This is a genomic window from Mesorhizobium sp. WSM4816 (assembly GCF_055811535.1).
On record NZ_JBVVQR010000018.1, the window covers coordinates 35,922 to 61,074 of the forward strand.

The 25,153-nt window shown below is 65.4% G+C and carries 23 protein-coding genes and 1 riboswitch; of the genes, 10 read left to right on the top strand and 13 right to left on the bottom strand.

The genetic code is table 11. The features are described 5' to 3' along the window. Positions 1 to 45 precede the first annotated feature (45 nt). Genes AC0L3H_RS19460 through cbiE form a run of 5 tightly spaced genes read right to left on the bottom strand, consistent with a single transcriptional unit; the run spans position 46 to position 4,664 of the window. Positions 46 to 1,356, bottom strand: coding sequence for a cobyrinate a,c-diamide synthase (locus AC0L3H_RS19460; RefSeq protein ID WP_473586552.1), 1,311 nt, complete (start codon positions 1,354 to 1,356; stop codon positions 46 to 48). Then, complete coding sequence (cobA, locus tag AC0L3H_RS19465) at positions 1,353 to 2,171, bottom strand: uroporphyrinogen-III C-methyltransferase (RefSeq protein ID WP_473586553.1); 819 nt, start codon at positions 2,169 to 2,171, stop codon at positions 1,353 to 1,355. The genes AC0L3H_RS19460 and cobA overlap by 4 nt, the downstream gene beginning before the upstream one ends. Further along, positions 2,168 to 2,932: a precorrin-4 C(11)-methyltransferase gene (cobM, locus tag AC0L3H_RS19470; protein WP_473586554.1), complete on the bottom strand. Its 765-nt coding sequence runs from the start codon at positions 2,930 to 2,932 to the stop codon at positions 2,168 to 2,170. The genes cobA and cobM overlap by 4 nt, the downstream gene beginning before the upstream one ends. Continuing rightward, on the bottom strand, positions 2,929 to 3,438 hold the full coding sequence (locus AC0L3H_RS19475; protein WP_473586555.1) for a cobalamin biosynthesis protein: 510 nt from the start codon (positions 3,436 to 3,438) through the stop codon (positions 2,929 to 2,931). The genes cobM and AC0L3H_RS19475 overlap by 4 nt, the downstream gene beginning before the upstream one ends. After that, the gene (cbiE, locus tag AC0L3H_RS19480; RefSeq protein ID WP_473586556.1) at positions 3,435 to 4,664 is read right to left on the bottom strand and encodes a precorrin-6y C5,15-methyltransferase (decarboxylating) subunit CbiE; all 1,230 of its coding nucleotides are present in this window, start codon (positions 4,662 to 4,664) and stop codon (positions 3,435 to 3,437) included. The genes AC0L3H_RS19475 and cbiE overlap by 4 nt, the downstream gene beginning before the upstream one ends. A gap of 154 nt (positions 4,665 to 4,818) precedes the next feature. On the opposite strand from cbiE, the gene AC0L3H_RS19485 reads away from it, so the two are divergent. After that, on the top strand, positions 4,819 to 5,598 hold the full coding sequence (locus tag AC0L3H_RS19485; RefSeq protein ID WP_473586557.1) for a cobalt-precorrin-6A reductase: 780 nt from the start codon (positions 4,819 to 4,821) through the stop codon (positions 5,596 to 5,598). Here AC0L3H_RS19485 and AC0L3H_RS19490 read toward each other — a convergent pair. The 8 genes from AC0L3H_RS19490 to AC0L3H_RS19525 all read right to left on the bottom strand — a co-directional run bounded on the left by AC0L3H_RS19490 (position 5,562) and on the right by AC0L3H_RS19525 (position 16,178). Beyond that, positions 5,562 to 6,326 (bottom strand): precorrin-3B C(17)-methyltransferase, encoded by a 765-nt coding sequence (locus AC0L3H_RS19490; protein WP_473586558.1) that lies wholly within the window; start codon positions 6,324 to 6,326, stop codon positions 5,562 to 5,564. The two genes, AC0L3H_RS19485 and AC0L3H_RS19490, sit on opposite strands and share 37 nt — an antisense overlap. Next, positions 6,323 to 7,081: a precorrin-2 C(20)-methyltransferase gene (locus AC0L3H_RS19495; RefSeq protein ID WP_473586559.1), complete on the bottom strand. Its 759-nt coding sequence runs from the start codon at positions 7,079 to 7,081 to the stop codon at positions 6,323 to 6,325. The genes AC0L3H_RS19490 and AC0L3H_RS19495 overlap by 4 nt, the downstream gene beginning before the upstream one ends. Further along, on the bottom strand, positions 7,078 to 7,719 hold the full coding sequence (locus tag AC0L3H_RS19500) for a precorrin-8X methylmutase (protein WP_473586560.1): 642 nt from the start codon (positions 7,717 to 7,719) through the stop codon (positions 7,078 to 7,080). The genes AC0L3H_RS19495 and AC0L3H_RS19500 overlap by 4 nt, the downstream gene beginning before the upstream one ends. Beyond that, complete coding sequence (gene cobG, locus AC0L3H_RS19505; RefSeq protein WP_473586561.1) at positions 7,716 to 9,215, bottom strand: precorrin-3B synthase; 1,500 nt, start codon at positions 9,213 to 9,215, stop codon at positions 7,716 to 7,718. The genes AC0L3H_RS19500 and cobG overlap by 4 nt, the downstream gene beginning before the upstream one ends. Further along, on the bottom strand, positions 9,212 to 12,976 hold the full coding sequence (locus tag AC0L3H_RS19510; RefSeq protein WP_473586562.1) for a cobaltochelatase subunit CobN: 3,765 nt from the start codon (positions 12,974 to 12,976) through the stop codon (positions 9,212 to 9,214). Before AC0L3H_RS19510 ends, cobG begins: the two co-directional genes overlap by 4 nt. 18 nt (positions 12,977 to 12,994) lie before the next feature. Beyond that, positions 12,995 to 14,032 (bottom strand): cobalamin biosynthesis protein CobW, encoded by a 1,038-nt coding sequence (cobW, locus tag AC0L3H_RS19515; RefSeq protein ID WP_473586563.1) that lies wholly within the window; start codon positions 14,030 to 14,032, stop codon positions 12,995 to 12,997. Then, on the bottom strand, positions 14,029 to 14,463 hold the full coding sequence (locus tag AC0L3H_RS19520) for a DUF1636 family protein (RefSeq protein ID WP_287056179.1): 435 nt from the start codon (positions 14,461 to 14,463) through the stop codon (positions 14,029 to 14,031). Before AC0L3H_RS19520 ends, cobW begins: the two co-directional genes overlap by 4 nt. Positions 14,464 to 14,502: 39 nt before the next feature. Continuing rightward, positions 14,503 to 14,704: riboswitch (cobalamin riboswitch) on the bottom strand. Between the two features lie 274 nt (positions 14,705 to 14,978). Then, positions 14,979 to 16,178: a winged helix-turn-helix domain-containing protein gene (locus tag AC0L3H_RS19525; protein ID WP_473586564.1), complete on the bottom strand. Its 1,200-nt coding sequence runs from the start codon at positions 16,176 to 16,178 to the stop codon at positions 14,979 to 14,981. A 335-nt stretch (positions 16,179 to 16,513) separates the two neighbouring features. Between AC0L3H_RS19525 and AC0L3H_RS19530 the strand changes: the two genes are divergently transcribed. The 9 genes from AC0L3H_RS19530 to nuoG all read left to right on the top strand — a co-directional run bounded on the left by AC0L3H_RS19530 (position 16,514) and on the right by nuoG (position 25,152). Then, positions 16,514 to 16,879, top strand: coding sequence for an NADH-quinone oxidoreductase subunit A (locus AC0L3H_RS19530; protein WP_473586565.1), 366 nt, complete (start codon positions 16,514 to 16,516; stop codon positions 16,877 to 16,879). Further along, a complete protein-coding gene (locus tag AC0L3H_RS19535; RefSeq protein WP_027156092.1) occupies positions 16,870 to 17,451 on the top strand; it encodes a NuoB/complex I 20 kDa subunit family protein in 582 nt (193 codons plus the stop codon). Before AC0L3H_RS19530 ends, AC0L3H_RS19535 begins: the two co-directional genes overlap by 10 nt. A 5-nt stretch (positions 17,452 to 17,456) precedes the next feature. Then, on the top strand, positions 17,457 to 18,059 hold the full coding sequence (locus AC0L3H_RS19540; protein ID WP_473586566.1) for an NADH-quinone oxidoreductase subunit C: 603 nt from the start codon (positions 17,457 to 17,459) through the stop codon (positions 18,057 to 18,059). A gap of 9 nt (positions 18,060 to 18,068) precedes the next feature. Then, complete coding sequence (locus AC0L3H_RS19545) at positions 18,069 to 19,259, top strand: NADH-quinone oxidoreductase subunit D (protein WP_473586567.1); 1,191 nt, start codon at positions 18,069 to 18,071, stop codon at positions 19,257 to 19,259. Then, entirely contained in the window at positions 19,260 to 20,591 is a 1,332-nt protein-coding gene (locus AC0L3H_RS19550; RefSeq protein WP_473586568.1) for an NADH-quinone oxidoreductase subunit E, read from the top strand. A gap of 10 nt (positions 20,592 to 20,601) precedes the next feature. Continuing rightward, positions 20,602 to 21,906, top strand: coding sequence for an NADH-quinone oxidoreductase subunit NuoF (gene nuoF / locus AC0L3H_RS19555; RefSeq protein WP_473586569.1), 1,305 nt, complete (start codon positions 20,602 to 20,604; stop codon positions 21,904 to 21,906). Between the two features lie 152 nt (positions 21,907 to 22,058). Then, positions 22,059 to 22,751, top strand: a complete 693-nt coding sequence (locus tag AC0L3H_RS19560) for an NADH-ubiquinone dehydrogenase subunit (protein ID WP_023798857.1) — start codon at positions 22,059 to 22,061, stop codon at positions 22,749 to 22,751. Positions 22,752 to 22,759: 8 nt separating this feature from the next. Continuing rightward, positions 22,760 to 23,071: a pentapeptide repeat-containing protein gene (locus AC0L3H_RS19565; protein ID WP_128180400.1), complete on the top strand. Its 312-nt coding sequence runs from the start codon at positions 22,760 to 22,762 to the stop codon at positions 23,069 to 23,071. Further along, on the top strand, positions 23,071 to 25,152 hold the full coding sequence (gene nuoG / locus AC0L3H_RS19570; protein ID WP_473586570.1) for an NADH-quinone oxidoreductase subunit NuoG: 2,082 nt from the start codon (positions 23,071 to 23,073) through the stop codon (positions 25,150 to 25,152). The genes AC0L3H_RS19565 and nuoG overlap by 1 nt, the downstream gene beginning before the upstream one ends. Position 25,153 lies beyond the last annotated feature (1 nt).

Genomic DNA, 25,153 nt, shown 5'->3' on the forward strand with positions numbered 1-25,153 from the left:
GTTCCCACTTTTCGCTGGCGCGGACCTCCGGTTCGGGATCATGCTCTAGCCTCTCCCGATGGCATGGAAGAACGTGCCGCTGACATGGCCGCGGCGGTAGCCGGAGGCGCCGAGCGGATTGCCTTGGCCGTCAGCGAGGTCGGCCAAGGGTTCGTCACTGCCGGTGGCAATCATCTGCGCATAGTGGAATTCGTGGCCGCGGATCAGCGCGCCTCGGTCTCCCAGCGGACAATCGGCGCGCAGCCGCGCCTCGCGGTAGCCGAGGTTCATCTTTCGCTTGGCAAAGCTGGTCGAGTGACCGAGCAGGCCGAGCATCGCGTGCGTCTCGCCCGATGCGTCCTCCAGCGCTTCGCCGAGCACCATGAAGCCGCCGCACTCGCCATGCACCGGCCGTGTTGCCGCAAACGCCTCGGTGCCGGCCCTGAAATTCGCAGCCGCCGCAAGGCGGCCGGCGTGAAGCTCGGGATAGCCGCCGGGCAGCCAGCAGACATCGCAATTTTCGCCGGGCGCTTCGTCGGCAAGCGGCGAGAAGCGGATGATTTCAGCCCCTGCCTTGCGCCAATGCGCGGCGACATGCGGATAGAGGAAGGTGAAGGCGGCATCCTCTGCCAGTGCGATGCGTTGTCCGGGCGGCGGCAGCGCGTCGTCGAAACTGCCGGGAGCGGGTGCGAATGGCGCCGCCAGCGCCATGATGGCGTCGAGGTCGAGCGAGCGTTCGACCATGTCGGCCAGGCGGTCGAGATGCGCCATCAAATTCTCATATTCGCCGGCCTGGACGAGACCGAGATGGCGCTCCGGCAGGTTGAGCGAGGGATCGCGCAGGATCGCGCCGACCACCGGCAGGCCGATCGCCTCGATCGCGTCGCCGCAGAGACGGCGGTGACGTTCGCTGCCCAGCCGGTTGAGCACGACGCCGGCCATGCGCACATCAGGGTCATAGCTGGCAAAACCCTTGGCGACGGCCGCCGCCGTGGTCGACTGTCCGGAAACGTCGAGCACCAGCAGCACCGGCAGGCCGTAGAGCCGGGCAAGATCGGCCGCCGAGCCGGTGCGGCCTGGAGCAGCCGGAATCCCGTCGAACAGGCCCATGGCGCTTTCGAGGAAGATGAAATCGGCATCTTCAGTTGCGTCGCCGGCCAGCGCGTTGAGCAAAGCAGGCGGCATCGCCCAGCTGTCGAGATTGACGCCGGAAAGGCCCGTCGCGGCGGTGTGGAAGCCGGGGTCGATATAGTCGGGGCCGGACTTGGCGCCGCGCACCTTGAGGCCGCGCCGCGCGAGCGCGCGCAAAATCCCGATGGTGACGCTGGTCTTGCCCGAGCCCGAGCGCGGCGCGCCGATGATGATCGCGCGGGTCATGGCTCGCCCGCCAATGCCGCGCGCATCGCGACGATGCCGCCGACGACGATCAGCGCCGGCGCGGTCAACCCGGCGGCGGCCGCCTCCTCGGCGATGGTGGCAAGCGTGGCGACGACGATGCGCTCCTGCGGCGTCGTCGCGGCGACGATCACCGCAGCAGGCGTCGAAGGCGGCAGGCCGCCGCCAAGCAGCGAGGCTGATATCAGCGGCAGATTGGCCATGCCCATATAGACGACGACCGGCTGGCCGGTGCGGGCGATTGCTTTCCAGTCGAGGTCGTCGTCGGTGCCGGCGGCGTGGCCGGTGGCCAGGATCACCGCCTTGTTGATGCCGCGCATGGTGGCCGGGATGCCGGCCCCGGCAAGCGCGCTGAGGCCCGAAGTCAGGCCGGACAGCACGCGGAACGGGATGTTTTCGCGCGCCAGCGCCAGCGCCTCTTCGCCGCCGCGGCCGAAAATATAGGGATCGCCGCCTTTCAGCCTGACGACGCGGCGGCCCTCGTGCGCCAGCCGCACCAGCAAAGCGGTGATGTCGTCCTGTTTCATCGACGGCTGGCCGCCGCGCTTGCCGGCGTAAAACAGCTCGGCGCCCGCGGCGACGGCGACGATATCGGGAGAGACCAGCGCGTCGTAGACGAGGGCATCGCACTGCCCAAGTGCGGCCAGCACTTCCAGCGTCAGGCAGCCGGGATCGCCGGGGCCGGCGCCGGCCAGCCAGACATGGCCCGGCTCAAGCTGGCGCGGCTTGAAGTTCAGCCGGGCCAAAGCCTGTTCGATCTCGGTGTTTCCACCGCTGTTTCCGGTGCCGTCGTTCACAATCCGTCCCGTCCGCGAAAACGCCGCTGGTAGTGGGCGTCGTAAAGTGAACTCTCGCCAAAGCCTTCCGCCGCCAGCGAGCGGCCGACGAAGATGATGGCCGTGCGCTCCATCGGGTCGGCGGCCAATTGCGCCTCGATCGTCGCCAGCGTGCCGGTCAGCACGCGCTCGTCCGGCCAGGAGGCGCGGAAGACGATCGCTACCGGGCAATCGGCGCCATAGAACGGCGTCAGCTCGGCGACGATCCGGTCGATGGCGTGGATGGCAAGGTGGATGGCCAGCGTCGCGCCGGTGCGGCCGAAGCCGGCCAGCGTCTCGCCAGGCGGCATTTTGGACGCGCGGCCGGAGATGCGGGTCAGCACCAGGCTTTGCGCGACTTCGGGAATGGTCAGCTCGCGGCGCAGCGCTGCCGCAGCAGCCGCGAAGGAGGGCACGCCCGGCGTCAGCGTATAGGCGATGCCGTGCTTCTCCAGGCGGCGGATCTGCTCGGCGACGGCGCTCCACACCGACAGGTCGCCGGAATGCAGGCGGGAGACATCGTGGCCGGCCTGGTGGGCCGCCACATATTCCGCTTCGATCTCGTCGAGCGACATCGGCGCGGTGTCGATCAGTTTCGTGCCGGGCGCACAGTGCTGCAACAATTCCGGGGCGACGATCGAGCCGGCATAGAGGCAGACCGGGCAGCTTGCCAGCAGCCGGCTGCCGCGCAAGGTGATGAGGTCGGCCGCGCCGGGACCGGCGCCGATGAAGTGAACGGTCATGCGGCGTCTCCGCTGATGGCGATGGCGCAGGTGACCGGGCCAAGCACGGTGCGCGGCCCGAGCAGTTTTGCGCCTTGGCCCGCGGCGGCAAGCGCCGAGGCTTCGGAAACCGACGGCGTGCCGGCATGCGCCTGCGACAGATCGGAACGGCTGAGCAAAGCGGCCCCCTCATCCGGCCCTTCGGGCCACCTTCTCCCCGCTGGGGAGAAGAGACTGGCGCCAGCGTGCGTGATCTCCTCTCCCCTCGGGGAGAGGTCGGCCGAGCGAAGCGGAGGCCGGGTGAGGGGGCGCGACGGTTCAGAGCCAGCAACATCCACCACTATGACCGGGAGATCGAGTTTACGGCCGGCATCAAGAATGGCCACTTCGCTGCGTTTGAATTCGGTCGTCGCCAAGGCAGACAGTGCCGTCATCGCCAGCCCATGAACTTCAAGCGCGGCTTCTATGGCGGCAAGAACGTCCTGCACACTCACGCCTTTGCGGCTGCCGATGCCCGCGACCATCATGGCTTGACCCAGCTCCATTGGCTGACCGGCATGGCCGGCCGCCAGGCCTGCATCGAGCCAACCGGCGAAGCGCGGGATAGTGCGATGCGGGTGAGATCGCCGCCGAGCGACGCGTGGCGGGCGAGAAGCAGCGCCTCCATCTCCAGCGTCACCGCATTGGCGACCAGCCGGCCGCCAGCACGCAGGGCCTCGAGGGCAGTATCCAGCACGCCGGTATCGCTGCCGCCGCCGCCGATGAAGATCGCGTCCGGCGTCTCCAATCCGGCGAGCGCCTGCGGCGCCGAGCCTTCGACGACGGCAAGACCGGGAACGCCGCAGGCGGAACCGTTGCGGCGGATGCGGGCGGCGCGGGTTGGATCGGCCTCGATGGCAATGGCGCGCATCGTCGGATGGGCGAGCATCCATTCGATGCCGATCGAGCCGGAGCCGGCGCCGATGTCCCACAGCAACTCGCCGCGCCTGGGGGCGAGGGTGGACAGGGTGATGGCGCGCACTTCGCGCTTGGTGATCTGGCCGTCATGCTCGAACAAATGATCGGCAAGGCCCGATGTCAGCGGCAGGATGCGTGCTTCCGAAGTTGAGTCAACTTCGACCGCCAGCACATTGAGCGGATTGATTTTTTGCAGGTCAAAGGCGTCCGCCCGCGCCGAGCGAAACCTTTCGTTCGGGCCGCCCAGCGCCTCAAGTGCCGTCAGCTGCGAGGCACCGAAGCCGAGTTCGGCCAGCAGGCGCGCAATCGCCGCTGGCGCATCGCCGTCCGAGGTCAGCGCAAGGATGCGGCTGCCCGGATGCAGCAACGGCCGGATCAGGTCGAGCGAGCGGCCGTGCAGCGAAATGGTCTCGATATCCTGCAGCGCCCAGCCGAGGCGGGCGGCGGCCAGCGAGAAGGCAGAAGCGGCTGAAATCACCTGCATCTCCTGGGGAGGAATTTTGCGAGCAAGGGTGACGCCGACGCCATGGAAGAACGGATCGCCCGACGCCAGCACGCAGACTCGCCTGCCGGAAAGCGCCAGCACGTCGCGCATCTCGGCATCGAAAGGGGTCGGCCAGGCACGGGCTTCGCCTTTGGCGAGCGACACGACGAGCGCAAGGTGGCGCGTGCCGCCGAAGACGAATTCGGCCTCGGCGATCAGCCGCTTGGCCTCGTCGCCGAGACCCGCTACACCGTCCTCGCCGATGCCGACGATTGTGAGCCATTTTGGTGTTGGCTGTTTATTGTTTGACATGCCGCGCCGCCCCTCATCCGCCTGCCGGCACCTTCTCCCCGTATAGTGACGGGGAGAAGGGAACTGGCCGCAACGCTGGCGTCCCCCTCTCCCCGTCCTTCACAGGGAGAGGGTAAGGGTGAGGGGCAGCTCGGCGTGGCCTGACGTGGTGCCAATGAAGCGCATTCTGATCCTCGGCGGAACCACCGAAGCCCGGCAACTGGCGGGAAAGCTGGCCGCGCGCGCCGATGTCTCGCTCACGCTGTCGCTGGCCGGCCGCACCGAAAATCCCGTCGCGCAAGGTGTGCCGACGAGGGTAGGCGGTTTCGGCGGCGCCGACGGGTTGGCTGCTTTTCTTCACGAGACCCGCATCGAGCTGCTGGTCGACGCCACGCATCCCTATGCGGCGCAAATCTCGGCCAATGCCGCGGCAGCGGCGCGAGAGGCCGGCGTGCCGATCGTTGCGCTCAGGCGCCCGGGCTGGGAGCCTGCCGAAGGCGACCGCTGGACGCTGGTCGACAATGTTGCCGGCGCGGTGACGGCGCTGGCCACTGCGCCGCGCCGCGTTTTCTTGGCGCTTGGCCGGCAGGAGGTCGCCGCCTTCGAGGCGGCGCCCCAGCATCATTATCTGATCCGCAGCGTCGATCCGGTCGAGCCAAGGCTCGCTGTGCCCGACGCGACCTATCTCCTGGCGCGCGGGCCGTTCCGGGAAGCCGACGAACAGGCACTGCTTCGGGAACACCGCATCGACGTCGTCGTGTCCAAGAACAGCGGCGGCGAGGCGACCTACGGCAAGATCGCCGCAGCGCGGGCGCTCGGCGTCGAGGTGGTCATGATCCGCAGGCCGACGCTGCCGGACGTTGCGTCGGCTGAAACCGTCGAAGCCCTTGCCGCGATGGTCGATCATTTTCTGGTCGGTCATTTTCTTGGGTCCGCTGCCGAACGCGGCGTATAGACCAGCGCCGGTTTTTCGCCGCGCTTGATGATCCTGGTTTCCGGCGAGCCGATGATGATGCAGGTCGCCATGTCGGCCTTTTCCGCATCGGCGTCCGCCAGCAGAACAACCTCGATGCGCTCGTCGGGACGGCCGGCAGCGCGGCCGAAGACGACCGGCGTGGTGCCCGGAAGGATCGCGGTCAAGCATTCGAAGGCGCGGCCAAGCTGCCAGGGGCGTGCCTTGCTGATCGGATTGTAGAGCGCGATGACGAAGCCAGCGCCGGCCGCAGCCAGCAGCCGCAATTCGATGAGATCCCATGGCTTTAGATTGTCGGACAACGAGATGGCGCAAAAATCATGGCCGAGCGGTGCGCCGATCCGGGCCGCGACCGCGAGCATGGCGGTGATGCCGGGCAGCATCGAAACGTCAACGGCACGCCATTCGGCCGGGCCGGCCTCGATCGCCTCGCAGACGGCTGCCGCCATGGCAAAGACGCCGGGGTCGCCGCCCGAGACAACGGCGACATTGTGGCCCTGCGCAGCCATTGCCAGCGCGTCCTTGGCGCGGGACAGCTCCTCGCGATTGTCGGAGGCGACGCGGGTCTGGTCGAGGCGCAGGTCGAGCCGGTCGAGATACGGTTTGTAGCCGAAGAAGAATCTTGCCTCGGCGACGGCGCGGCTCGCTTCCGGCGTCACCTGGTCGGCATTGCCGGGCCCAAGGCCGATAACGGTCAGGCGGCCGCTCATGCTTCGGCTCCCAGTGCGGCGGCCCGGCCTGACCAGCCGGCGACCAGCACGATGGCGAAGTAGGGCGCGTTGTCGTCCTGCTTGTCGGCCAGCCGCATCGAAACGCCGCCTGGCATGGTGCCGCGCTCGACATAGACGGCACGCGCCAGCTTGTCGGTCGCCGCCAGCGCGCGCCTGATCTTGGGCAGGTTGCGGCCAACCTTCATGATGACAGCGGCATCGGTGTCGGCGAGGCGGCGCGTCAGCTCGAATTCGCTCATCGTGCCCGGCAGCACGGTCAATACATCGTCGCCCTGGACGATCGGCGTTCCGGTCGCCGACCAGCAGCCGGACATGGCGGTGACGCCGGGAATGACCTCTGTTGGAAAGCGGTGCGCCAGCCTGACATGCAGGTGCATGTAGGAGCCGTAGAACAGCGGGTCGCCTTCCGAGAGCACCGCGACCATCCTGCCGGCGCTGAGATGCTCGGCGACCTTTTCGGCCGACTCTTCGTAGAAATCCGCTATCTGCGACCGGTAACCGCTGTGATCCTTGTCGATTTCTGTGGTCACGGGATAGAGCAGCGGCAACTCGATCAAATCAGGACGAAAATGCGCGCCGACGATGGCGCGCGCATTGCTGTTGTTGCCGCGCTTGGCGAAATGCGCAACGACGTCGGCCTCGGCCAGCGCGCGCACGGCCTTGAGCGTCAGCAATTCGGGGTCGCCGGGACCGGTGCCGACGCCAACAAGCCTGCCTTTTACAATCGCGTTCACAGGCCCGGCCTCGCCAATGCGTTGAGGGCGGCCGCGGTCATGGCGCTGCCGCCCAGCCTGCCCCGCACGATCGCGTAGGGAACGCCGTAGGAATTCTCGGCCAGCGCGTCCTTCGATTCGGCAGCACCGACGAAACCGACCGGCATGCCGATGATAGCAGCCGGTTTCGGCGCACCGTCGCGCAGCCTTTCCAGCAGGTAGAAAAGTGCAGTCGGCGCATTGCCGATGGCGACGACCGAACCGGCCATGCGCTCGCCCCACAGGTCGATGGCTGCGGCCGAACGGGTGTTGCCGATCTTTTTCGCTATGTCGGACGTCCGCGGGTCGCGCAACGTGCAGACCACCTCGTTGCCGGCCGGCAACCGGGCGCGGGTGACGCCGTGCGAGACCATCTCGGCATCGCAGAAGATCGGCGCGCCGGCAGCCAGCGCCGTGCGAGCGGCGGCAACAAAAGCTTGCGAAAAAACAAAGTGCCTGCTTGCCTCGACCTGGCCGCAGGCATGAATCATGCGGACGGCAACATCGGCTTCGGCATTGGAAAAGCGCGACAGGTCGGCCTCGGCGCGAATGATGGCAAAGGAGCGCTCGTAGATCGCCGTGCCGTCATGGATGTAGTCGTAGGGGGCGGGCATGTTCATTCCTGTCGGTAGGGTTCGGTGACACCGGCCGCGCCAAGCCTTGTCAGGCAGGCGGCGGTGGTCTCGCCTCGAAATCGTGCTTCGCGGATCGCTGCGGCAATGCGGCCAACGCCGCGCGCGGCGTCATAGCCTGGCCTGTATCCGGCAGGAAGGGCCTTTGCCGTCCCGTCCACGACAAGCCCGGCTCCGTTATCGCCGCCGACCAGTGTCAGCGCTGCCGGGCCGGGATGGGCGCAGCCCTTGGCACAGCCAGAGATATGGAGGGTGACGGAGGCATCGAGGAGGTCGCGGTACTCGGCGGCGACGGTCTCGGCGATGTCGCGCGCGGCGATCCGGCCGGAGGCGCAGGCCGGCGCACCGGGGCAAGCGGCGATTTTCGTGCGCGGGTCGGCAGCGTCGGTAACGAAGCCGGGGGGGGCGGCGGCCTGCTGGAGCGAATGGCAGGCGGTCGGGGAGAGGCCGAGGAAAAGCAGCGCGCGGCCAGGGGCAAGGCGAATTTCGGTTGCGCCTAGGGTGAGGGCGTGTTGCGTGAGGCCGATGAGTTTTTGCGCCGGCATGCTGCCGAAGGGCAGGCCGATGCCGAGGGCGGCCGTGTTGCTGGCGAGAGGAAAGAGGCCGATCGGCGAACGTATTGGTTCGGACAATTTGACAGGCAGGCGATCCTGCGCACCCCCCTCTGTCCTGCCGGACATCTCCCCCGCAAGGGGGGAGATCGGCAGTTCCGACGCCGCCGCTCGTCCTGCAACGCCAGTGATTGGCGAAAGCGGTGATGAGAGCTCAATCTCCCCCCTTGCGGGGGAGATGTCCGGCAGGACAGAGGGGGGTGTGAAGGAATGCCAGCTTGCGAGGGATACTAACTGCCTCTCCGTCAAATCCCTTGCATGGGCTTCGCGGTCTTTTTCAGCAACCATCCTTAGAATAGCGACGGCGATATCACGGGCCGAATCCTCCTCGACCGTGATGAGGGATTTCGCACTCTGACCGTCTCCGGCAACGGACATCTTCCACTGAATTGCCGCGTCCATCCGCACCGCAGCCAACCTGACATCGGCTGTCACCACATCCATGCCAAGTCGTCCGCCGCCGTCGACAATGACAGAAACCTTCGGGCCAAGGCGCTGTGCCAGCCCGGCTTCAGCAATCGCTTTTCGAATCCGCTCCGCCAGCGGGCGTGGGTCGGCGATCTCTTGCGGATCCAGCCCGGCCAGCGGTCCGGTCTCGACCGGAACGCCGGTGCGCACTGCGATGCCGAGCGCGTCGACCTCCATTGCCAGCAGCCGGGCGCTGGCCGGCGTCAGGCCGCGGATCTGCAGGCTGCCACGCGCGGTCACTTCCATGATGCCGTTGCCATGCCGCAAGGCGGATTCACCGAGCCCGATCAAGGATTTCGGCGAGAGTCCTCCAGCGACCGGGTTGAGCCGCACCAGAAGCCCGTCGCCGGTCTGCATCGGCGCGGACAAAGCAGGGCAGGCGCCGCGTCGGGAGAAGGCGTTCATGCCGCCACCCCCAGCGCGCGGGCTTCGGCGATCAGGGCGGCGAGGTCGTCGTCGACGGAATTGCGCAGCGGGTGCCAGAGACCGCGCCGCCGCGCCGACAAAAAACGCTCGGCGATGATTTTCGCGGCCGCCGGATTTTCGCGCAGGATGAAGGCGCGCACCTCGGGATCGCCGAGATAGGCGTCGTGCACGGCCTCGATCAGCGTGCCTGGTATGGCATGGGTGGTCTCGGCGAAACCGACGAGACGGTCGACCGTCTCGGCGAATTCCGAAGCGCCGCGCGGCCCGTGCCGCATCTGGCCGGCAATGAAGCGCGGGTTGACCGCGCGGGCGCGAACGACCCGAGATACGGCTTCTCCAAGCGAGCGCGGCTTCGGCTTTTGCGGATCCGTGGTGTCGAGGACGATGACGTCGGCGTTCTTGCCAAGCGCTGCAAGCGCCGCCGAAAAACCGCCGATGAAGGCGACATCGGCGGAGCCTTCCAAAATGTCGCGGCCGGGGTCGTCTCCGGTATGGACGAGGAGGTCGGCCTCGGCGACGCGACCCTCGAACGCGCCGGGCGACGAAATCCCTTCGCCCTCGGCGCCGCCATAGGCATGCGAGGTGGCGTCGAGATAGGCTCTACCGATTTCTTCGCGCGCCGCCCAGTCGCCGCTCGACAGCAACGCCTCGATACCGGCGCCGTAGGTGCCGGGCGAGGTGCCGAAAATGCGCGGGCGGACCTTGCCATCGGCGCGGGTTTTTGCGGCGAGCGGGTTTTCCGTCGCGTCCTCGTCGCGGGCGGCGACGGCGTTGGCGGCCGCATCGATCAGGGCGATCTGGGTCGGGAACATGTCGCGGAACAGGCCTGAAATGCGCCAGGTGACATCGACGCGCGGGCGGCCAAGGGTGGCCGGCGGCAGCACCTCGATGCCGGTGACGCGGCCGGTGGCGCCATCCCATTGCGGCCGGCAGCCCATCAGCGCCAGGCCTTGCGCGATCTCTTCGCCGCCGGTGCGCAGCGAGGCCGAGCCCCAGAGGTCGATGACCAGCGAGCGCGGCCAGTCGCCATGCGATTGCATGTAGCTGCGCAAGACCTCGTCGGACGCCGCCCTGCCGAGATCGAAGGATGTCGGCGTCGGCATGGTGCGTGGATCCGATGTGAACAGGTTGCGGCCAGTCGGCAGCACATCGCGCCGGCCACGCGCCGGTGCGCCGGCAGGACCGGCAGCGACATGGCGGCCGTCGAGGGCCGCGATCAATGCTGACTTCTCGGCCGCCGCACTTTGCTGGCGCAGCGGATCGGTCTCGCCCTCGGGCGAGCGGCCAAAGATGTGCAACCCGTCCTTGATGGCGAAGTCCTTGAGGTCGCAGAGCCAGGCGTCGATGCGGCGCAGCGCTTCGTCGGGCGCGTCGGTTCCGGCGACGCCGGCCTCGGAGGCGAGACCGGTCTTTTCAGCTGTTTCGACGATCAGCCTCGCCAGGCGGTCGCGGCGGCGGCGGTCGAGCCCTTCAGCCTGGGCATATTCGTCGACCAGCCGCTCGAGCTGCTGCTGGTTCTTGTCCGGACCGGCGCCGGTCAGCGGCGGCGGCAGATGGCCGAGGGTGACGGCGGCAATGCGCCGCTTGGCCTGTGCCGCCTCTCCCGGGTTGGAGACGATGAAGGGATAGATGACGGGCAGGGGCCCGGTGACGATCTCGGGAAAACAGGATTCGCTGAGCGCCACTGTCTTGCCGGGCAGCCATTCCAGTGTGCCGTGGGCGCCGACATGGACGAGGGCATGGACATCGAGCGACTTGCGCAGCCACAGGCCAAAGGCGATCAGCGCATGGCGCGGCGGCAAGGTCGGATCGTGATAGTCGGCGCGACGGTCGACCGAGCGCCCGCGGTCGGGGGCCAGTGCTACGGTGATGTTGCCGAAGGTGGCGGCGCGGAAGGGGAAGCGTTTGCTGTTTGCCAGACTCGGATGTTGGCGCGAGGCACCCCCCTCTGTCCAACCGGACATCTCCCCCGCAAGGGGGGAGATCGAGCTCTCATCCCCGCTTTCGCCAACTACCAGCGTTGTATAACGAGCGACGGCGTCCGAACTGCCAATCTCCCCCCTTGCGGGGGAGATGTCCGGTTGGACAGAGGGGGGTGCCTCGCGCAAACCTGTTTCATCTTCGGCCTTACCCCATGCGGCCGTCACCTCAGCGATGGCCGCTGCAGGCAATTCCGCCGAGAAGTCGAGATAATCCTTCAGCCCCAAGCCTTCGCCACCACGCTCCAACTCATCCAGCAATGCACGCGGCGTTTGCGGAATCCCTTCAACGACATAGCCCTGTTCGCTCAGGTCGTGCAGCATCGCCAGCACGCTGGACGGCACGTCGAGACCGACGGCGTAGCCGGTGCGGCCGGGCGCGCTTGGATAGTCGGGGATCAGGATGGCGAGCTTGCGTTTTTCGCGCGGCGTGCGCTGCAGGCGCACGAACGCCTCGACACGGTTCGCCACCTGCGCGACGCGGTCCGGCTCCGGCCGGTTGGCGAAGGCGCGGAAAGCCAATGCCGGATCGACCTCGCTTTCGCCCTTGAAGGAAATGGCGCCGGCGAGAATGCGGCCGTCGAGTTCGGGGAGGACGACATGCATGGCGAGGTCGGCGGGCGCCAGGCCGCGCTGGTTGTCTTGCCAGATATCGCGGCGTGTCGTCGCGACGATGACCTGAAAAACAGGAACGCCGGCGCGGTCGAACAGGGTTTCGACGCCGGGCTCAGCACCCGAGGCGAAGGCGGTCGCGGTGATGATGGCGGCAGGGTGTAGCGTGGCAAGCGCGGTTTCGACAAAGGCGAGCGAGGCCGGGTCCTTGAGGCTGGAGACGAAGATCGGCACGGGGGCCATGCCGCGCTGCCGCAGCGCTTCAAACAATGCGTCGATCGGCGCGACGTCGGCGGCGAGCAGCATCGAGCGGTAGAAGAGGATGGGGATGATGGGGGCGCCCACGTAGGTATTGCCGGCGTCGAGCTCCGTCCCACCCCCCTCTGTCCTGCCGGACATCTCCCCCGCAAGGGGGGAGATTGTGCCGCCATCGATGCTTTCGCCAATCGCGGATATTGAAGATAGCTCCGACGATGTAGGAAATGCGCCGGTGTTGGTGACGGCAGATCTCCCCCCTTGCGGGGGAGATGTCCGGTAGGACAGAGGGGGGTGTGACCGAACGCCGACATTCGAAAGGTCCCGCCTCTCTACGATGCCCAATCCCGGCTTATAAAATCCCGCCTTCGGCACGACAACCGGCTCCGCGACCGCCACATCTGATCCGGCGAGACTTGCCAGCCTCTGCACCAGCGCCGTCATATTCTCCGGGCCGCCTTCGCGGAAATAGCCAAGCAGGCCGTCGAGCTCCTGGCGCGGCAGCGTCGAGCCTTCGATCAGACGCAAATCCTCGTCGCGGCATTCGCCGGGCAGCAGCGCCAGTTTTATGCCGTGCGCGCGGGCGGTCGAGGCGAGCTGATCGCAGCCGTAGCGCCACCAGTCGTAACCGCCGAGGATGCGAACCAGAACAACCCTGGCGTGCCGGGCGACGCTGTCGATCCACAGATCCACAGACATCGGATGGCGCAGATCGCGCAAGGTGGCCAACCGCATCGACGGCAGGCGATCCGCGTCCGCCTGCCACGCCGCCGCCAGCCCGGCCAGATCGCTGTCGGTGAAGGACAGCGCCACGACATCCGCAGGCGTCTGCCTGAGATCGACAGGCTCGGCAAGATCGTCGAGCGAGGCGGATGTGGTGGTGAGGATGTGCATCGCGGCTCGTGCCTGAGGTCAGCCGGCGAGGATACGCTCGATCGCCGGGCGGTTCAGCCCTTTCAGGCCGATGACGACGAGGCGGGAGCGGCGATCGTCGGCGGCGGTCCAGGCGCGGTCGTAATAGTGGTTGACGCGCGGCCCGACTGCCTGCAGCAACAGCCGCATCGGCTTGCCGCCGACCTCGACGAAGCCTTTTACGCGCAGCACGTTTTCTTCTTCCGCCGCCGTGGCGACACGCAAAGCCAGCTCTTCGGGATTGGCGATCGACGGAATGTCGATGACGAACGAGTCGAAATCGTCATGCTCGTGATCGAGCTCGTCATCGTGGTGGGTCTTGCGGTTCTCGATGTCGTCCTCGACGGCAAGGCCGAGGCCGAGCAGCACGGAGGGATCGACCTTGCCCTGCGAGGCCGGCACGATCTTCACCGCGCGGGCGGCGTGCTTGCGGATGACGGCATTGGCGCGGGCCGAGCCGGTGGCGTCCATCAGGTCGCTCTTCGACAATATGATCAGGTCGGCGCAGGCGAGCTGGTCCTCGAACACCTCCTCGACCGGATCGTCGTGGTCGAGCGTCTCGTCCTGCGCGCGCTGCGCCTGCAGGGCGTCCATGTCGTTGGCAACGCGGCCTTCGGCCAGCGCCGGTCCGTCGACCACGGCAATGACGCCGTCAACCGTCACCCGGCTCTTCACCGTCGGCCACTGGAAGGCCTGGACCAGCGGCTTGGGCAGCGCCAGCCCGGAGGTTTCGATCAGGATCTGGTCGACCCTGGGCGTCAGCGACAGGATCTGGTCGAGCGCCGGGACGAAATCGTCGGCGACGGTGCAGCAGATGCAGCCATTGGCCAGTTCGACGATGTTTTCCTCAGGGCAGGTGTCGATGCCGCATCCCTTAAGAATCTCGCCGTCAATGCCGATGTCGCCGAACTCGTTGACGATGATGGCCAGCCGCTTGCCGCCGGCGTTTTCGAGCAGATGGCGGATCAGCGTCGTCTTGCCGGCGCCGAGGAAGCCGGTGACGACGGTGCAGGGCACTCGGGAGACGGAAGTGGTCATATCTGGTCCTTCAAAAGGTCGAGGGGAGGGATGCGGGCAACGAGGCCGCGCTTCAGGCAATCGGGGCGGCCGCGCCATGGGATGAGGCCGTCGGTCGAGGTGGCGAACAGTTTTGCGCCGGTGATGAGATCGGCGCCGCTGGTCGCGGTCAGGTCGCCGAAGACATAGCTCCAGCAGCCGTCGCGCAGGATAGCGGCGCTGAGGCGGCGCTTGCAGTTGCCGAGGCATTCGACGCTGCGGATACGGATATTTTCGCCAGAGGCGGCGCGGCGCGTGTCTTCGGCCAACAATTCGCCGGCGCGAGGATGGCCGTCGGAGCCGGTCTCGTCACGGCAGGAGGCGCAGACGATCACGGTGACGTCGGCCAGAGCATCATCATCGCCGGACAATACGCCCGCTGTCTCAGCCGAAAAACTGCTGTCGCGTTCCAAATCAGGCTCCTTGCCCGGAAAACCCGCCAGGCGATCGGATTTTTATGTCGCTAGACGGCAGGTCTCCTGGCTCGCGGGTCATCGCCTTGGTGCCGCCTTCCCGGGATTTTCCCAGTGGTTATCGGCCTTGGCTCGTCGCTTACAGTTGCGGGGACAGCCGCGGATTTGAAATCGAGATTTCGCACCGCATTCCCTCTTGGCTCCTCCCTTTGCCGAGAGGAGACCGTCTGAACCGGATTTAGGCTTGTGGAGGCAGTTGTGTCAACGCACGTCTACGACGCGGCGAGGGAAACGCTGCGGGGCAATTTTCGAGTCGGCGCTGCCCTTCATCCGCCTGCCGGCACCTTCTCCCCGTATAGTGACGGGGAGAAGGAAAGCCGGCCGCACCTGGGCGCCCAGCCTTACAACGCTGTAGATTGGCGAAATCCCAAACCAAGTCGTCCTTTCTCCCCGTCACTATACGGGGAGAAATGCCCGGCAGGGCAATGAGGGGCGGCGCCGACATCGGCAATCCCTTACGAAACCGCGACTTCCGCCAGCGCGTGGCCCAGATCCCCCGCAGGCGTCACCTCGATGCGTTCGAGGCCGAGCCAACCCTGCATCAGCTTCAATTCCTCAAAAAGTTCGGCGGCGGTTTGCGGCGGCGCGCCGGGTTCGGCATAGGCGGCATGGGCCCGCAGCACGCCGGCCGGGCGGTCGGCCTTAAGGTCGATGCGCGCCACGATCCTTTCGCCGAGCAGGAACGGCAGCACATAATAGCCGTATTGGCGCTTTTCGGCAGGGGTGTAGATCTCGATGCGATAGCGGAAGTCGAACAGTCTTTCCGTACGCGTCCGTTCGAAGACAACCGGATCGAACGGAGCGAGCAAGGCGCGCGCCTCGATCTTGCGCGGAAAACGAGCGTCCTTGTGAAGATAGGCGGGTTTGCTCCAGCCTTCGACGGTCACCGGCAAGAGGTCGCCGGCGTCGACCAGTTCCTCGATGCGGCCTTTGATGTCAGCGGGAGAGAGGCGAAAATAGTCGCGCAGGTCGCCTGCTGTCGCGACGCCGTGGGCGCGGGCGGAGATGCGCAGCAATTCGCGGTGCGCATCCTCAGGGGAGGGCACCGGCAGGGCAAGTATTTCCGGCGGCAGCACGCGCTGCGGCAGATCATAAAGCCGCTCGAAGCCACGACGTGACGCCGTGGTGATGCGGCCGGCCCAGAACAGCCATTCGAAAGCGTGCTTGGCGTCGCTCCAGCCCCACCAGCCGCCGGAGCCTTTCTGGCCTTCCAGGGCGGAAGCGGCGATCGGGCCGCGTTCGACGACCTCGCGATAAATGTCTTCAATGTAGGCGGCGCGCTCGCGGCCCCACTTGGCCAGCCCGTTGTACATTTCCTCGCCACGTTCGGCCCGTTCCATGCGCCAGCGCATCAGCGGATAGGTCTCGACCGGCAGAAAGGAGGCTTCGTGCGCCCAATATTCGAAGACCTTGCGCTTGCGCGTCACGGCGGCGTTGTCGAGCAGGGCGAGCGGGTAGGGGCCAAGCCGCGAATAGAGCGGCATATAATGGGCACGCACCACCGCGCTGACGGAATCGATCTGCAGCAGACCGGTCCGGCCAAGCACACGGGCCAGATGGCGGCGATCGGGCGTGCCGTTAGGGCGAGGATCGGCAAACCCCTGTGCGGCAAGCGCGATGCGCCGGGCCATGGCGAGCGAGATTTTTTCCTTCATGCAGACGGCACTCTGTCGGCGTTTGACCAAAGGTGGGAGCGATGATTCCGCGCCATGCTAGCAGGGTTTTGGCGGCATCCATGTCAGGAGAGAAAAGTGGAGTAAAAAGCGAAGGAAATCAAACAGGAGCGGATCGGACCAGTTTTTCCGGATATGCCGTCGAGCACCGTGTTTTGAACAAGGTTTGACTTGCTTCACCGAAAGCCCTGCGCTAACCCTCGCCGCGTTGCAGCATAGAGCCCCCTAACACGGTTCAGTGGTTAAACTGTCACGCTTCCGCAAGTGGGTCCGGTGCTGTAATCAGAGTGGATTGGCCGCCAACGGAAAGCTGCAGCATGAACGCATTGTTGAGTTCGTACCTGCCCATCGTCCTGTTCATCGGCGTGGCGCTGGTCGTCGGCCTGGCGCTGCTTGCAGCACCCTTCCTGGTGGCCTACCGCAATCCCGATCCGGAAAAGCTTTCCGCCTATGAATGCGGCTTCAACTCGTTTGACGATGCCCGCATGAAGTTCGACATCCGCTTCTACCTGGTGTCGATCCTGTTCATCATCTTCGATCTGGAAGTGGCCTTCCTGTTTCCGTGGGCAGTGTCTTTCGGCCAGATCGGCATGCTCGGCTTCTGGTCGATGATGGTGTTTCTGGCGATGCTGACCATCGGCTTTGCCTATGAATGGAAGAAAGGAGCGCTGGAATGGGATTGAGCGACAATTCCGGCACGCTCGTCGCGCCGAAGCCAAAAGGCATTCTCGACCCCAGCACCGGAAAGCCGGTGGGGGCGAATGATCCCTTCTTCCTCGAGATCAACAACGAGCTTGCCGACAAGGGCTTTCTCGTCACCTCGACCGAGGCGCTGATCACCTGGGCGCGCAGCGGCTCGCTGATGTTCATGACCTTCGGTCTTGCCTGCTGCGCGGTCGAGATGATCCATACCTCGATGCCGCGCTATGACTCGGAGCGGTTCGGCGTTGCGCCGCGCGCCTCGCCGCGCCAGTCCGACATCATGATCGTCGCCGGCACGCTGACCAACAAGATGGCGCCGGCGCTGCGCAAGGTCTACGACCAGATGCCGGAGCCGCGCTACGTCATCTCGATGGGCTCCTGCGCCAATGGCGGCGGCTACTACCACTATTCCTATTCGGTGGTGCGCGGCTGCGATCGCGTCGTGCCGGTCGACATCTATGTGCCCGGCTGTCCGCCGAGTGCGGAAGCGCTGCTCTACGGCATCCTTCTGTTGCAAAAGAAGATCCGCCGCACCGGCACGATCGAGCGGTGAGCGCGATGATGAGCCTGAATGAACTCTCGACCTATCTCGGCGAGAAGCTGAGCGGCCGGATCGGCGATGCGGTGCTTGCCTATGGCGAACTCACGATCTCGCTCGAGCCGCACGATCTGATCGAGGTGGTGCGCTTCCTTCGCGACGATCCAAAATGCCAGTTCATCTCGATCATCGACGTCTGCGGCGCCGATTATCCGTCGCGGGCCAAGCGCTTCGACGTCGTCTATCACCTGCTGTCGCCGAAGCAGAATATTCGCATCCGCATCAAGGTGCAGGCCGACGAGGAGACGGTGGTGCCGTCTATCACCGGTGTGTTTCCGGGCGCCGACTGGTTCGAACGCGAGACCTACGATCTCTATGGCGTGCTGTTCTCGGGCCACCCCGATTTGCGCAGGATCCTGACCGACTACGGCTTCGAAGGTCATCCGCTGCGCAAGGATTTCCCGCTGACCGGTTTCGTCGAGGTGCGCTACGACGACGAGGCCAAGCGCGTCATCTACGAGCCGGTGGAATTGAAACAGGAATTCCGCAATTTCGATTTTCTCAGCCCCTGGGAGGGGACGGATTACGTCCTTCCAGGCGACGAAAAAGCCAAGACGAATTGAGACGCCAGAATGGCTGAAACCTCCGTCCGCAATTTTAACATCAACTTTGGACCTCAACACCCTGCAGCGCATGGTGTTTTGAGGCTGGTTCTTGAGTTGGACGGCGAAGTCGTCGATCGCGTCGATCCGCATATCGGGCTGTTGCATCGCGGCACCGAGAAGCTGATCGAAGCCAAGACCTATTTGCAGGCCGTGCCCTATCTCGACCGGCTCGACTATTGCGCGCCGATGAACCAGGAGCATGCCTTTGCGCTGGCCGCCGAGCGGTTGCTCGGCATCGAGGTGCCGAAGCGCGGCCAGCTGATCCGCGTGCTCTATTGCGAGATCGGCCGCATCATGTCGCACATCCTCAATGTGACGACACAGGCAATGGATGTCGGCGCGCTGACGCCGCCGCTATGGGGCTTTGTCGAGCGCGAAAAGCTGATGGTGTTTTATGAGCGGGCCAGCGGCTCGCGCATGCATGCCGCCTATTTCCGGCCCGGCGGCGTCCACCAGGACCTGCCGCAGCAGCTGGTCGAGGATATCGGCAACTGGATCGACCCGTTCCTGAAATCGCTCGACGACCTCGACGCGTTGCTCACCGGCAACCGCATCTTCAAGCAGCGCAATGTCGACATCGGCACCGTCTCGCTGGCCGACGCCTGGGCCTGGGGCTTTTCCGGCGTCATGGTGCGCGGCTCCGGCGTCGCTTGGGATCTGCGCAAGTCGCAGCCTTACGAATGCTATGCCGAGATGGATTTCGACATTCCGATCGGCAAGAACGGCGACTGCTACGACCGTTATCTCGTGCGCATGGAAGAGATGCGCCAGTCGGCGAAAATCATGCGCCAGTGCGTCGACCTGCTGCTCGGCAAGGAGGGCACGGGACCGGTGTCGAACTTCGACGGCAAGGTGGTGCCGCCGAAGCGCGCGGCGATGAAGCGCTCGATGGAAGCGCTGATCCATCACTTCAAGCTCTACACCGAGGGCTATCGCGTGCCGGCCGGCGAGGTCTATGCGGCGGTGGAAGCGCCGAAAGGTGAGTTCGGCGTCTATCTGGTCTCGGACGGCACCAACAAACCCTATCGCTGCAAGCTGCGCGCGCCGGGCTTCGCGCATCTGCAGGCCATGGATTTTTTGTGCCGCGGCCACATGCTGGCCGACGTCACCGCCGTTCTCGGCTCCCTCGACATCGTGTTTGGTGAGGTCGATCGATAAATGTCAGTCCGCCGTCTCGCAGAAGCCAGCCTCCAGCCAGCCTCCTTCGCCTTTAACCGGGCGAATGCGGCAGCGGCGAAGCAATGGATCAAGAAATATCCGAAGGGCCGCGAGCAGTCGGCGATCATCCCGTTGCTGATGCTGGCGCAGGAGCAGGAAGGCTGGGTGACCAAAGCGGCGATCGAGACGATCTCCGACATGCTCGATATGCCCTACATCAGGGGGCTCGAGGTCGCGACCTTCTACACGCAGTACCAGCTCAACCCGGTCGGCACCCGCGCGCATATCCAGGTCTGCGGCACCACGCCCTGCATGCTGCGCGGCTCGGAAGCGCTGATGGATTTGTGCCGCTCGAAAATCCATCACGACCAGTTCCACACCAACGACAAGGGCACGCTGTCGTGGGAAGAGGTCGAATGCCTTGGCGCCTGCGTCAACGCGCCGATGGTGATGATTTTCAAGGATACTTTCGAGGATCTGACACCGGAGCGGCTTGCCGAGATCATCGACCTCTATGATGCCGGCAAGGGCGCTTCGGTGACGCCTGGGCCGCAGAACGGCCGCATCACCTCCGAGCCGATCACCGGCCTGACGACGCTGAAGAGCGAAAAGGCAATCCTGAAGACCACCCGCGACAGGGACGCCAAGGCAGCTGCCAAGGCCGCCAGGGCGGCTGCACCAGCGGCAATTGTCGCGACGCCAGCGGCTCCGGCCGTACAGGCACCGGCGGCCCCCGTTGCGCCTTCGAAAGCCAGCAAGCCGAAGACCGATGCGCCCGAAACCAGCCCGGCGCTGGAGACGCCTTCTCCGGCAAAGGTCGCACCGGAGACGGAAAAGGCGGCGAGCGTCAGAGCACCGCGGCATTCGGCGGCCAACGCCAACAAGGCCGCGCCGGAAGTCGAAAAGGTTTTGAAACAGCGCAGCGGTCCGATAGTCAAGGCTGAGCCAGCGGCTGCTTTCAAGGCGCCGGAGTTGAAGGAAGCGCCGATCGGCGCTGCCGGCAAAAAACCCGTCAAGACGACCAGTGCCAAGACGGGCAAACCTTCGCTCGAGGACAAGAACCGTCCGGCCGGCATCGCCAGGCCGGCACTGGTCGACGATCTCAAGCTGATCTCGGGCGTCGGCCCGAATATCGAAGGCACCCTGCATTCACTTGGTATCTTCACCTATGTGCAAGTCGCGTCATGGACCAAGGCCGAGCGCGCGTGGGTCGACGGCTATCTCAGCCTGAGGGGACGCATCGAGCGCGAAGATTGGGTCAAGCAGGCCAAGGCGCTGGCCAAGGGCGGGGTCGCCGAATATATCCGCGTCTTCGGCAAGAAGCCGGTCTGAGGGACGAACAATGCTTCAGGACAGAGACCGCATCTTCAACAACATCTACGGCCGCTTCGACAAGTCGCTGGCCGGTGCGATGGCGCGCGGCGCCTGGGACAACACGCCCGGCATCATCGCCAAGGGGCGCGACTGGATCGTCAACGAGATGAAGGCATCAGGCCTGCGCGGCCGCGGCGGCGCCGGCTTCCCGACCGGGCTAAAATGGTCGTTCATGCCCAAGCAGAGCGACGGCCGGCCGAGCTATCTCGTCGTCAACGCCGACGAATCCGAGCCCGGCACCTGCAAGGACCGCGACATATTGCGCCACGATCCGCATACGCTGGTCGAGGGCTGCCTGATCGCCGGCTTCGCCATGGGCGCGATCGCCGCCTATATCTATGTGCGCGGCGAGTTCATCCGCGAGCGCGAGGCGCTGCAGCGCGCCATCGACGAGGCCTATGCGGCCAAGCTGATCGGCAAGAACAACACGTCCGGCTACGATTTCGACATCTACATGCACCATGGCGCCGGCGCCTATATCTGCGGCGAGGAAACGGCGCTGCTCGAAAGCCTCGAAGGCAAGAAGGGCCAGCCGCGGCTGAAACCGCCGTTTCCGGCCAATGTCGGCCTCTATGGCTGCCCGACGACCGTCAACAATGTCGAGTCGATCGCGGTGGCGCCGACCATTTTGCGCCGTGGCGCTGCCTGGTTCTCGTCCATCGGCCGGCCCAACAACGTCGGCACCAAGCTGTTCTGCGTTTCGGGCCACGTCAACACGCCGTGCACCGTCGAAGAGGCGATGTCGATCCCGTTCCGCGAGCTGATCGAGACGCATTGCGGCGGCATTCGCGGCGGCTGGGACAATCTGCTGGCGGTCATTCCGGGCGGCGCTTCGGTGCCGCTGGTGCCGGCGGAGCAGATCATCGATGCACCGATGGATTTCGATGCGCTGCGCGACCTGAAATCGGGTCTCGGCACGGCGGCTGTCATCGTCATGGACAAATCGACAGATATCGTGAAGGCGATCGCCCGGCTTTCCTACTTCTACAAGCACGAGAGCTGCGGCCAGTGCACACCGTGCCGCGAAGGCACCGGCTGGATGTGGCGGGTGATGGAGCGGCTGGTGCGCGGCGAGGCGCAGAAGCGCGAGATCGACATGCTGCTCGACGTGACCAAACAGGTCGAAGGCCACACGATCTGCGCGCTGGGCGATGCGGCGGCGTGGCCGATCCAGGGCCTGATGCGGCATTTCCGCGGCGAGGTTGAGCGGCGTATCGACGAGTTTTCGCGCAATGCGCACCGGACTGAGCCGGTGATGGTGGCGGCGGAATAGACGAGAGTTGAAAGACGGGCGAATGCCCGATCTGAAATACGGGCAAGTGCCCGATTTGAGATACGGGCGAATGCCCGATCTGAAATACGGGCGAGAGCCCGATCTGAGGAAACAGGCCGGGGCATACGGAAGAAACGACCAGGAGACTACCTATGTCGCTGAATTCGAGACCCGAACATTTGATGCCAGATTTGGACCCGTTCGAGAAGATGAACCAGGACCTGACCAGGATGATGCCGAAGGAGATGGCCAGCGCCGTCAATCTCCTGGCGCACCCTGTCGCGGGTGCGGCAGCGATGTCGGCGCTCGGCATCGGGCTTGCCAATCATGCCTTTGGGTTGTGGATGGGCGTGCTCTCGGGAGCCGCCGAGGCCTCGCAGCGGCTCTTCCAGCCGATCGTCGACGATTTCGATGCCAGGGTAGAACGCTTTTCGCAGACAGGGACAAGCTCCTCGACCAAGGCGCGCGCGGCGACGAAAACCTTGATCGCCGAGGCGCAGTCCTTCGCCAGGAACGTGAATGACATAGCCGCGAACAGCATGGATGATGCACGCAGCGTGGTGGATGCGGCTGCCGCACCGGCCGGGTTGATGCCGGAGGATTTCAAGCAGCCCAAGGCAATGGATCGTCCGGAAAACCCGGCAGACCTCAAGGCAATATCGGGCATCGGGCCGAAGCTGGAACAGGTGCTGAACGGCCTGGGCATCTGGACCTACGGCCAGATCGCGACATGGACGCCGGAAGAGATCGCCTGGGTCGACGACTATCTGTCGTTCAAGGGCCGCATCGGTCGCGACAACTGGCTTGGCCAGGCGGCGGCGCTGGCCGCCAAGGCCGAGAGGTAGGCGACGCGATGGAGGTCCACGACAGGCGCGATGTTCTCGACGTGCGAAACGCCATCGTCAGCAATTCCAGTTTCGATGACGTCAACATGTCGAACACCCGGTTTCACGACGTCAACCTGTCGGCGGCCAGGATCCACCGCACCAACCTGAGCAACACCAAGGTGGAAGACGCCAATCTTTCGAACGCGTATTTCACCAACGTGAACATGAGCAACGTGAAGATAGAAAACGCGCAGGTTGCGGGCATGATGATCAACGGCATCAGCCTTGAAGACCTGTTCCAGGCATATGAGACGGCGAAGACCGCCGGGGGCAATTGATGGCAAAGCTCAAGGTCGACGGGAAAGAGATTACTGTACCCGACCACTACACGCTGCTGCAGGCAGCCGAGGACGCCGGCGCCGAAGTGCCGCGCTTCTGCTTCCATGAGCGGCTGTCGATCGCCGGCAATTGCCGCATGTGCCTGATCGAGGTGAAGGGCGGGCCGCCCAAGCCGCAGGCGTCCTGCGCCATGGGCGTGCGCGATCTGCGTCCGGGACCAAATGGCGAAACGCCGGAAATTTTCACCAACACGCCGATGGTCAAGAAGGCCCGGGAAGGCGTGATGGAATTCCTGCTGATCAACCATCCGCTCGATTGCCCGATCTGCGACCAGGGCGGCGAGTGCGACCTGCAGGACCAGGCGATGGCGTTCGGCGTCGATTCCTCGCGCTATCACGAGAACAAGCGGGCGGTCGAAGACAAGTATATCGGGCCGCTGGTCAAGACGATCATGAACCGCTGCATCCATTGCACGCGCTGCGTCCGCTTCACCACCGAAATTGCCGGCATTTCCGAGCTCGGCCTGATCGGCCGCGGTGAGGACGCCGAAATCACCACCTATCTCGAAAGCGCGATGACATCGGAACTGCAGGGCAACGTCATCGACCTCTGCCCGGTCGGTGCGCTGACCTCCAAACCCTACGCCTTCCAGGCGCGGCCGTGGGAACTGACCAAGACCGAATCCATCGATGTCATGGACGCAGTCGGCTCGGCGATCCGCGTCGATTCCAGAGGCCGCGAGGTGATGCGCATCCTGCCGCGCACCAACGAGGCGGTGAACGAGGAGTGGATTTCCGACAAGACCCGCTTCATCTGGGACGGCTTGCGCACCCAGCGCCTCGACCGGCCATATGTCCGCAAGAACGGCAAGCTGGCCCCGGCAAGCTGGGCCGAGGCTTTTTCCGCGATCAAGGAAGCGGTGTCGAGCACCGCGCCCGACAAGATCGGCGCCATATCAGGCGATCTCGCCGCCGTCGAGGAGATCTATGCGCTGAAGCTGCTGATGGCCTCGCTCGGCTCGAAGAACACCGACTGCCGCCAGGATGGCGCCGCGCTCGATCCGTCGCTCGGCCGGGCAAGCTATCTCTTCAACCCGACCATCGAGGGCATCGAGCAGGCCGACGCGGTGCTGATCATCGGCGCCAATCCGCGCTTCGAGGCTTCCTTGCTCAACGCCCGCATCCGCAAGCGCTGGCGGCTCGGCAACCTGCCGGTCGGCGTCATCGGCGATGTCGGCGATACGCGCTACGACTATGAGCAGGTCGGCGCCGGACCGGAATCGCTCAGGGATCTGGCCGACGGCAACGGCAAATTCTTCCAGGTGCTGAAGCAGGCGACGCATCCGCTTGTGATCGTCGGTCAGGGCGCGCTGTCGCGCTCGGACGGCGCGGCCGTGCTCGGCCAGGCGGCGAAGCTCAGCCTGGCCGTCAATGCTGCGAGAGCCGACTGGAACGGCTTTGCCGTGCTGCACACTGCGGCGGCGCGTGTCGGCGGTCTCGATATCGGCTTCGTGCCGGGCGAGGGCGGCAAGAACGTCGCCGGCATGCTGGGCGAGATGGACGTTTTGTTCCTGCTCGGCGCCGACGAGATCGACATGGCCAGCACCGGCGGCGCCTTCGTCGTCTATATCGGCACGCATGGCGACCACGGCGCGCACCGCGCCGACGTCATCCTGCCGGGCGCCGCCTATACCGAAAAATCGGGCACCTACGTCAACACCGAGGGCCGGGTGCAACAGACCAACCGCGCCGGCTTCGCGCCGGGCGATGCGCGCGAGGACTGGGCGATCCTGCGGGCGCTGTCGGATGTGCTGGGCAAGAGATTGTCGTTCGATTCGCTGCCGCAGCTGCGTGCAAAACTCTATGGCGAATACCCGCATCTTGCCCGCATCGACCAGGTCGCGGCCGGCAATGCTGACGATATCGCTGAGGTGGCGAAGCTTGGCGGGCGGCTTGGCAAGGACAGCTTCACCTCGCCGGTCAAGGACTTCTACCTGACCAACCCGATCGCGCGGGCTTCCGCAGTGATGGCGGAGTGCTCGGCGCTGGCGAAAAACGGTTTTAGGCAGGCGGCGGAATAGC

Bases quoted from the DNA above. Each gene is read 5' to 3' on its own strand.
- AC0L3H_RS19510 (WP_473586562.1), bottom strand. From the start codon at position 12,976: ATGCACATCCTCACCACCACATCCGCCTCGCTCGACGATCTTGCCGAG.
- AC0L3H_RS19530 (WP_473586565.1), top strand. From the start codon at position 16,514: ATGAACGCATTGTTGAGTTCGTACCTGCCCATCGTCCTGTTCATCGGC.
- AC0L3H_RS19485 (WP_473586557.1), top strand. From the start codon at position 4,819: ATGAAGCGCATTCTGATCCTCGGCGGAACCACCGAAGCCCGGCAACTG.
- AC0L3H_RS19540 (WP_473586566.1), top strand. From the start codon at position 17,457: ATGATGAGCCTGAATGAACTCTCGACCTATCTCGGCGAGAAGCTGAGC.
- cobM (WP_473586554.1), bottom strand. From the start codon at position 2,932: ATGACCGTTCACTTCATCGGCGCCGGTCCCGGCGCGGCCGACCTCATC.
- nuoG (WP_473586570.1), top strand. From the start codon at position 23,071: ATGGCAAAGCTCAAGGTCGACGGGAAAGAGATTACTGTACCCGACCAC.
- AC0L3H_RS19475 (WP_473586555.1), bottom strand. From the start codon at position 3,438: ATGATGGTCGCGGGCATCGGCAGCCGCAAAGGCGTGAGTGTGCAGGAC.
- AC0L3H_RS19490 (WP_473586558.1), bottom strand. From the start codon at position 6,326: ATGAGCGGCCGCCTGACCGTTATCGGCCTTGGGCCCGGCAATGCCGAC.
- AC0L3H_RS19560 (WP_023798857.1), top strand. From the start codon at position 22,059: ATGTCGCTGAATTCGAGACCCGAACATTTGATGCCAGATTTGGACCCG.
- AC0L3H_RS19535 (WP_027156092.1), top strand. From the start codon at position 16,870: ATGGGATTGAGCGACAATTCCGGCACGCTCGTCGCGCCGAAGCCAAAA.
- AC0L3H_RS19460 (WP_473586552.1), bottom strand. From the start codon at position 1,356: ATGACCCGCGCGATCATCATCGGCGCGCCGCGCTCGGGCTCGGGCAAG.
- AC0L3H_RS19500 (WP_473586560.1), bottom strand. From the start codon at position 7,719: ATGAACATGCCCGCCCCCTACGACTACATCCATGACGGCACGGCGATC.
- cobG (WP_473586561.1), bottom strand. From the start codon at position 9,215: ATGAACGCCTTCTCCCGACGCGGCGCCTGCCCTGCTTTGTCCGCGCCG.
- nuoF (WP_473586569.1), top strand. From the start codon at position 20,602: ATGCTTCAGGACAGAGACCGCATCTTCAACAACATCTACGGCCGCTTC.
- AC0L3H_RS19565 (WP_128180400.1), top strand. From the start codon at position 22,760: ATGGAGGTCCACGACAGGCGCGATGTTCTCGACGTGCGAAACGCCATC.
- AC0L3H_RS19550 (WP_473586568.1), top strand. From the start codon at position 19,260: ATGTCAGTCCGCCGTCTCGCAGAAGCCAGCCTCCAGCCAGCCTCCTTC.
- cobW (WP_473586563.1), bottom strand. From the start codon at position 14,032: ATGACCACTTCCGTCTCCCGAGTGCCCTGCACCGTCGTCACCGGCTTC.
- cbiE (WP_473586556.1), bottom strand. From the start codon at position 4,664: ATGTCAAACAATAAACAGCCAACACCAAAATGGCTCACAATCGTCGGC.
- AC0L3H_RS19545 (WP_473586567.1), top strand. From the start codon at position 18,069: ATGGCTGAAACCTCCGTCCGCAATTTTAACATCAACTTTGGACCTCAA.
- AC0L3H_RS19525 (WP_473586564.1), bottom strand. From the start codon at position 16,178: ATGAAGGAAAAAATCTCGCTCGCCATGGCCCGGCGCATCGCGCTTGCC.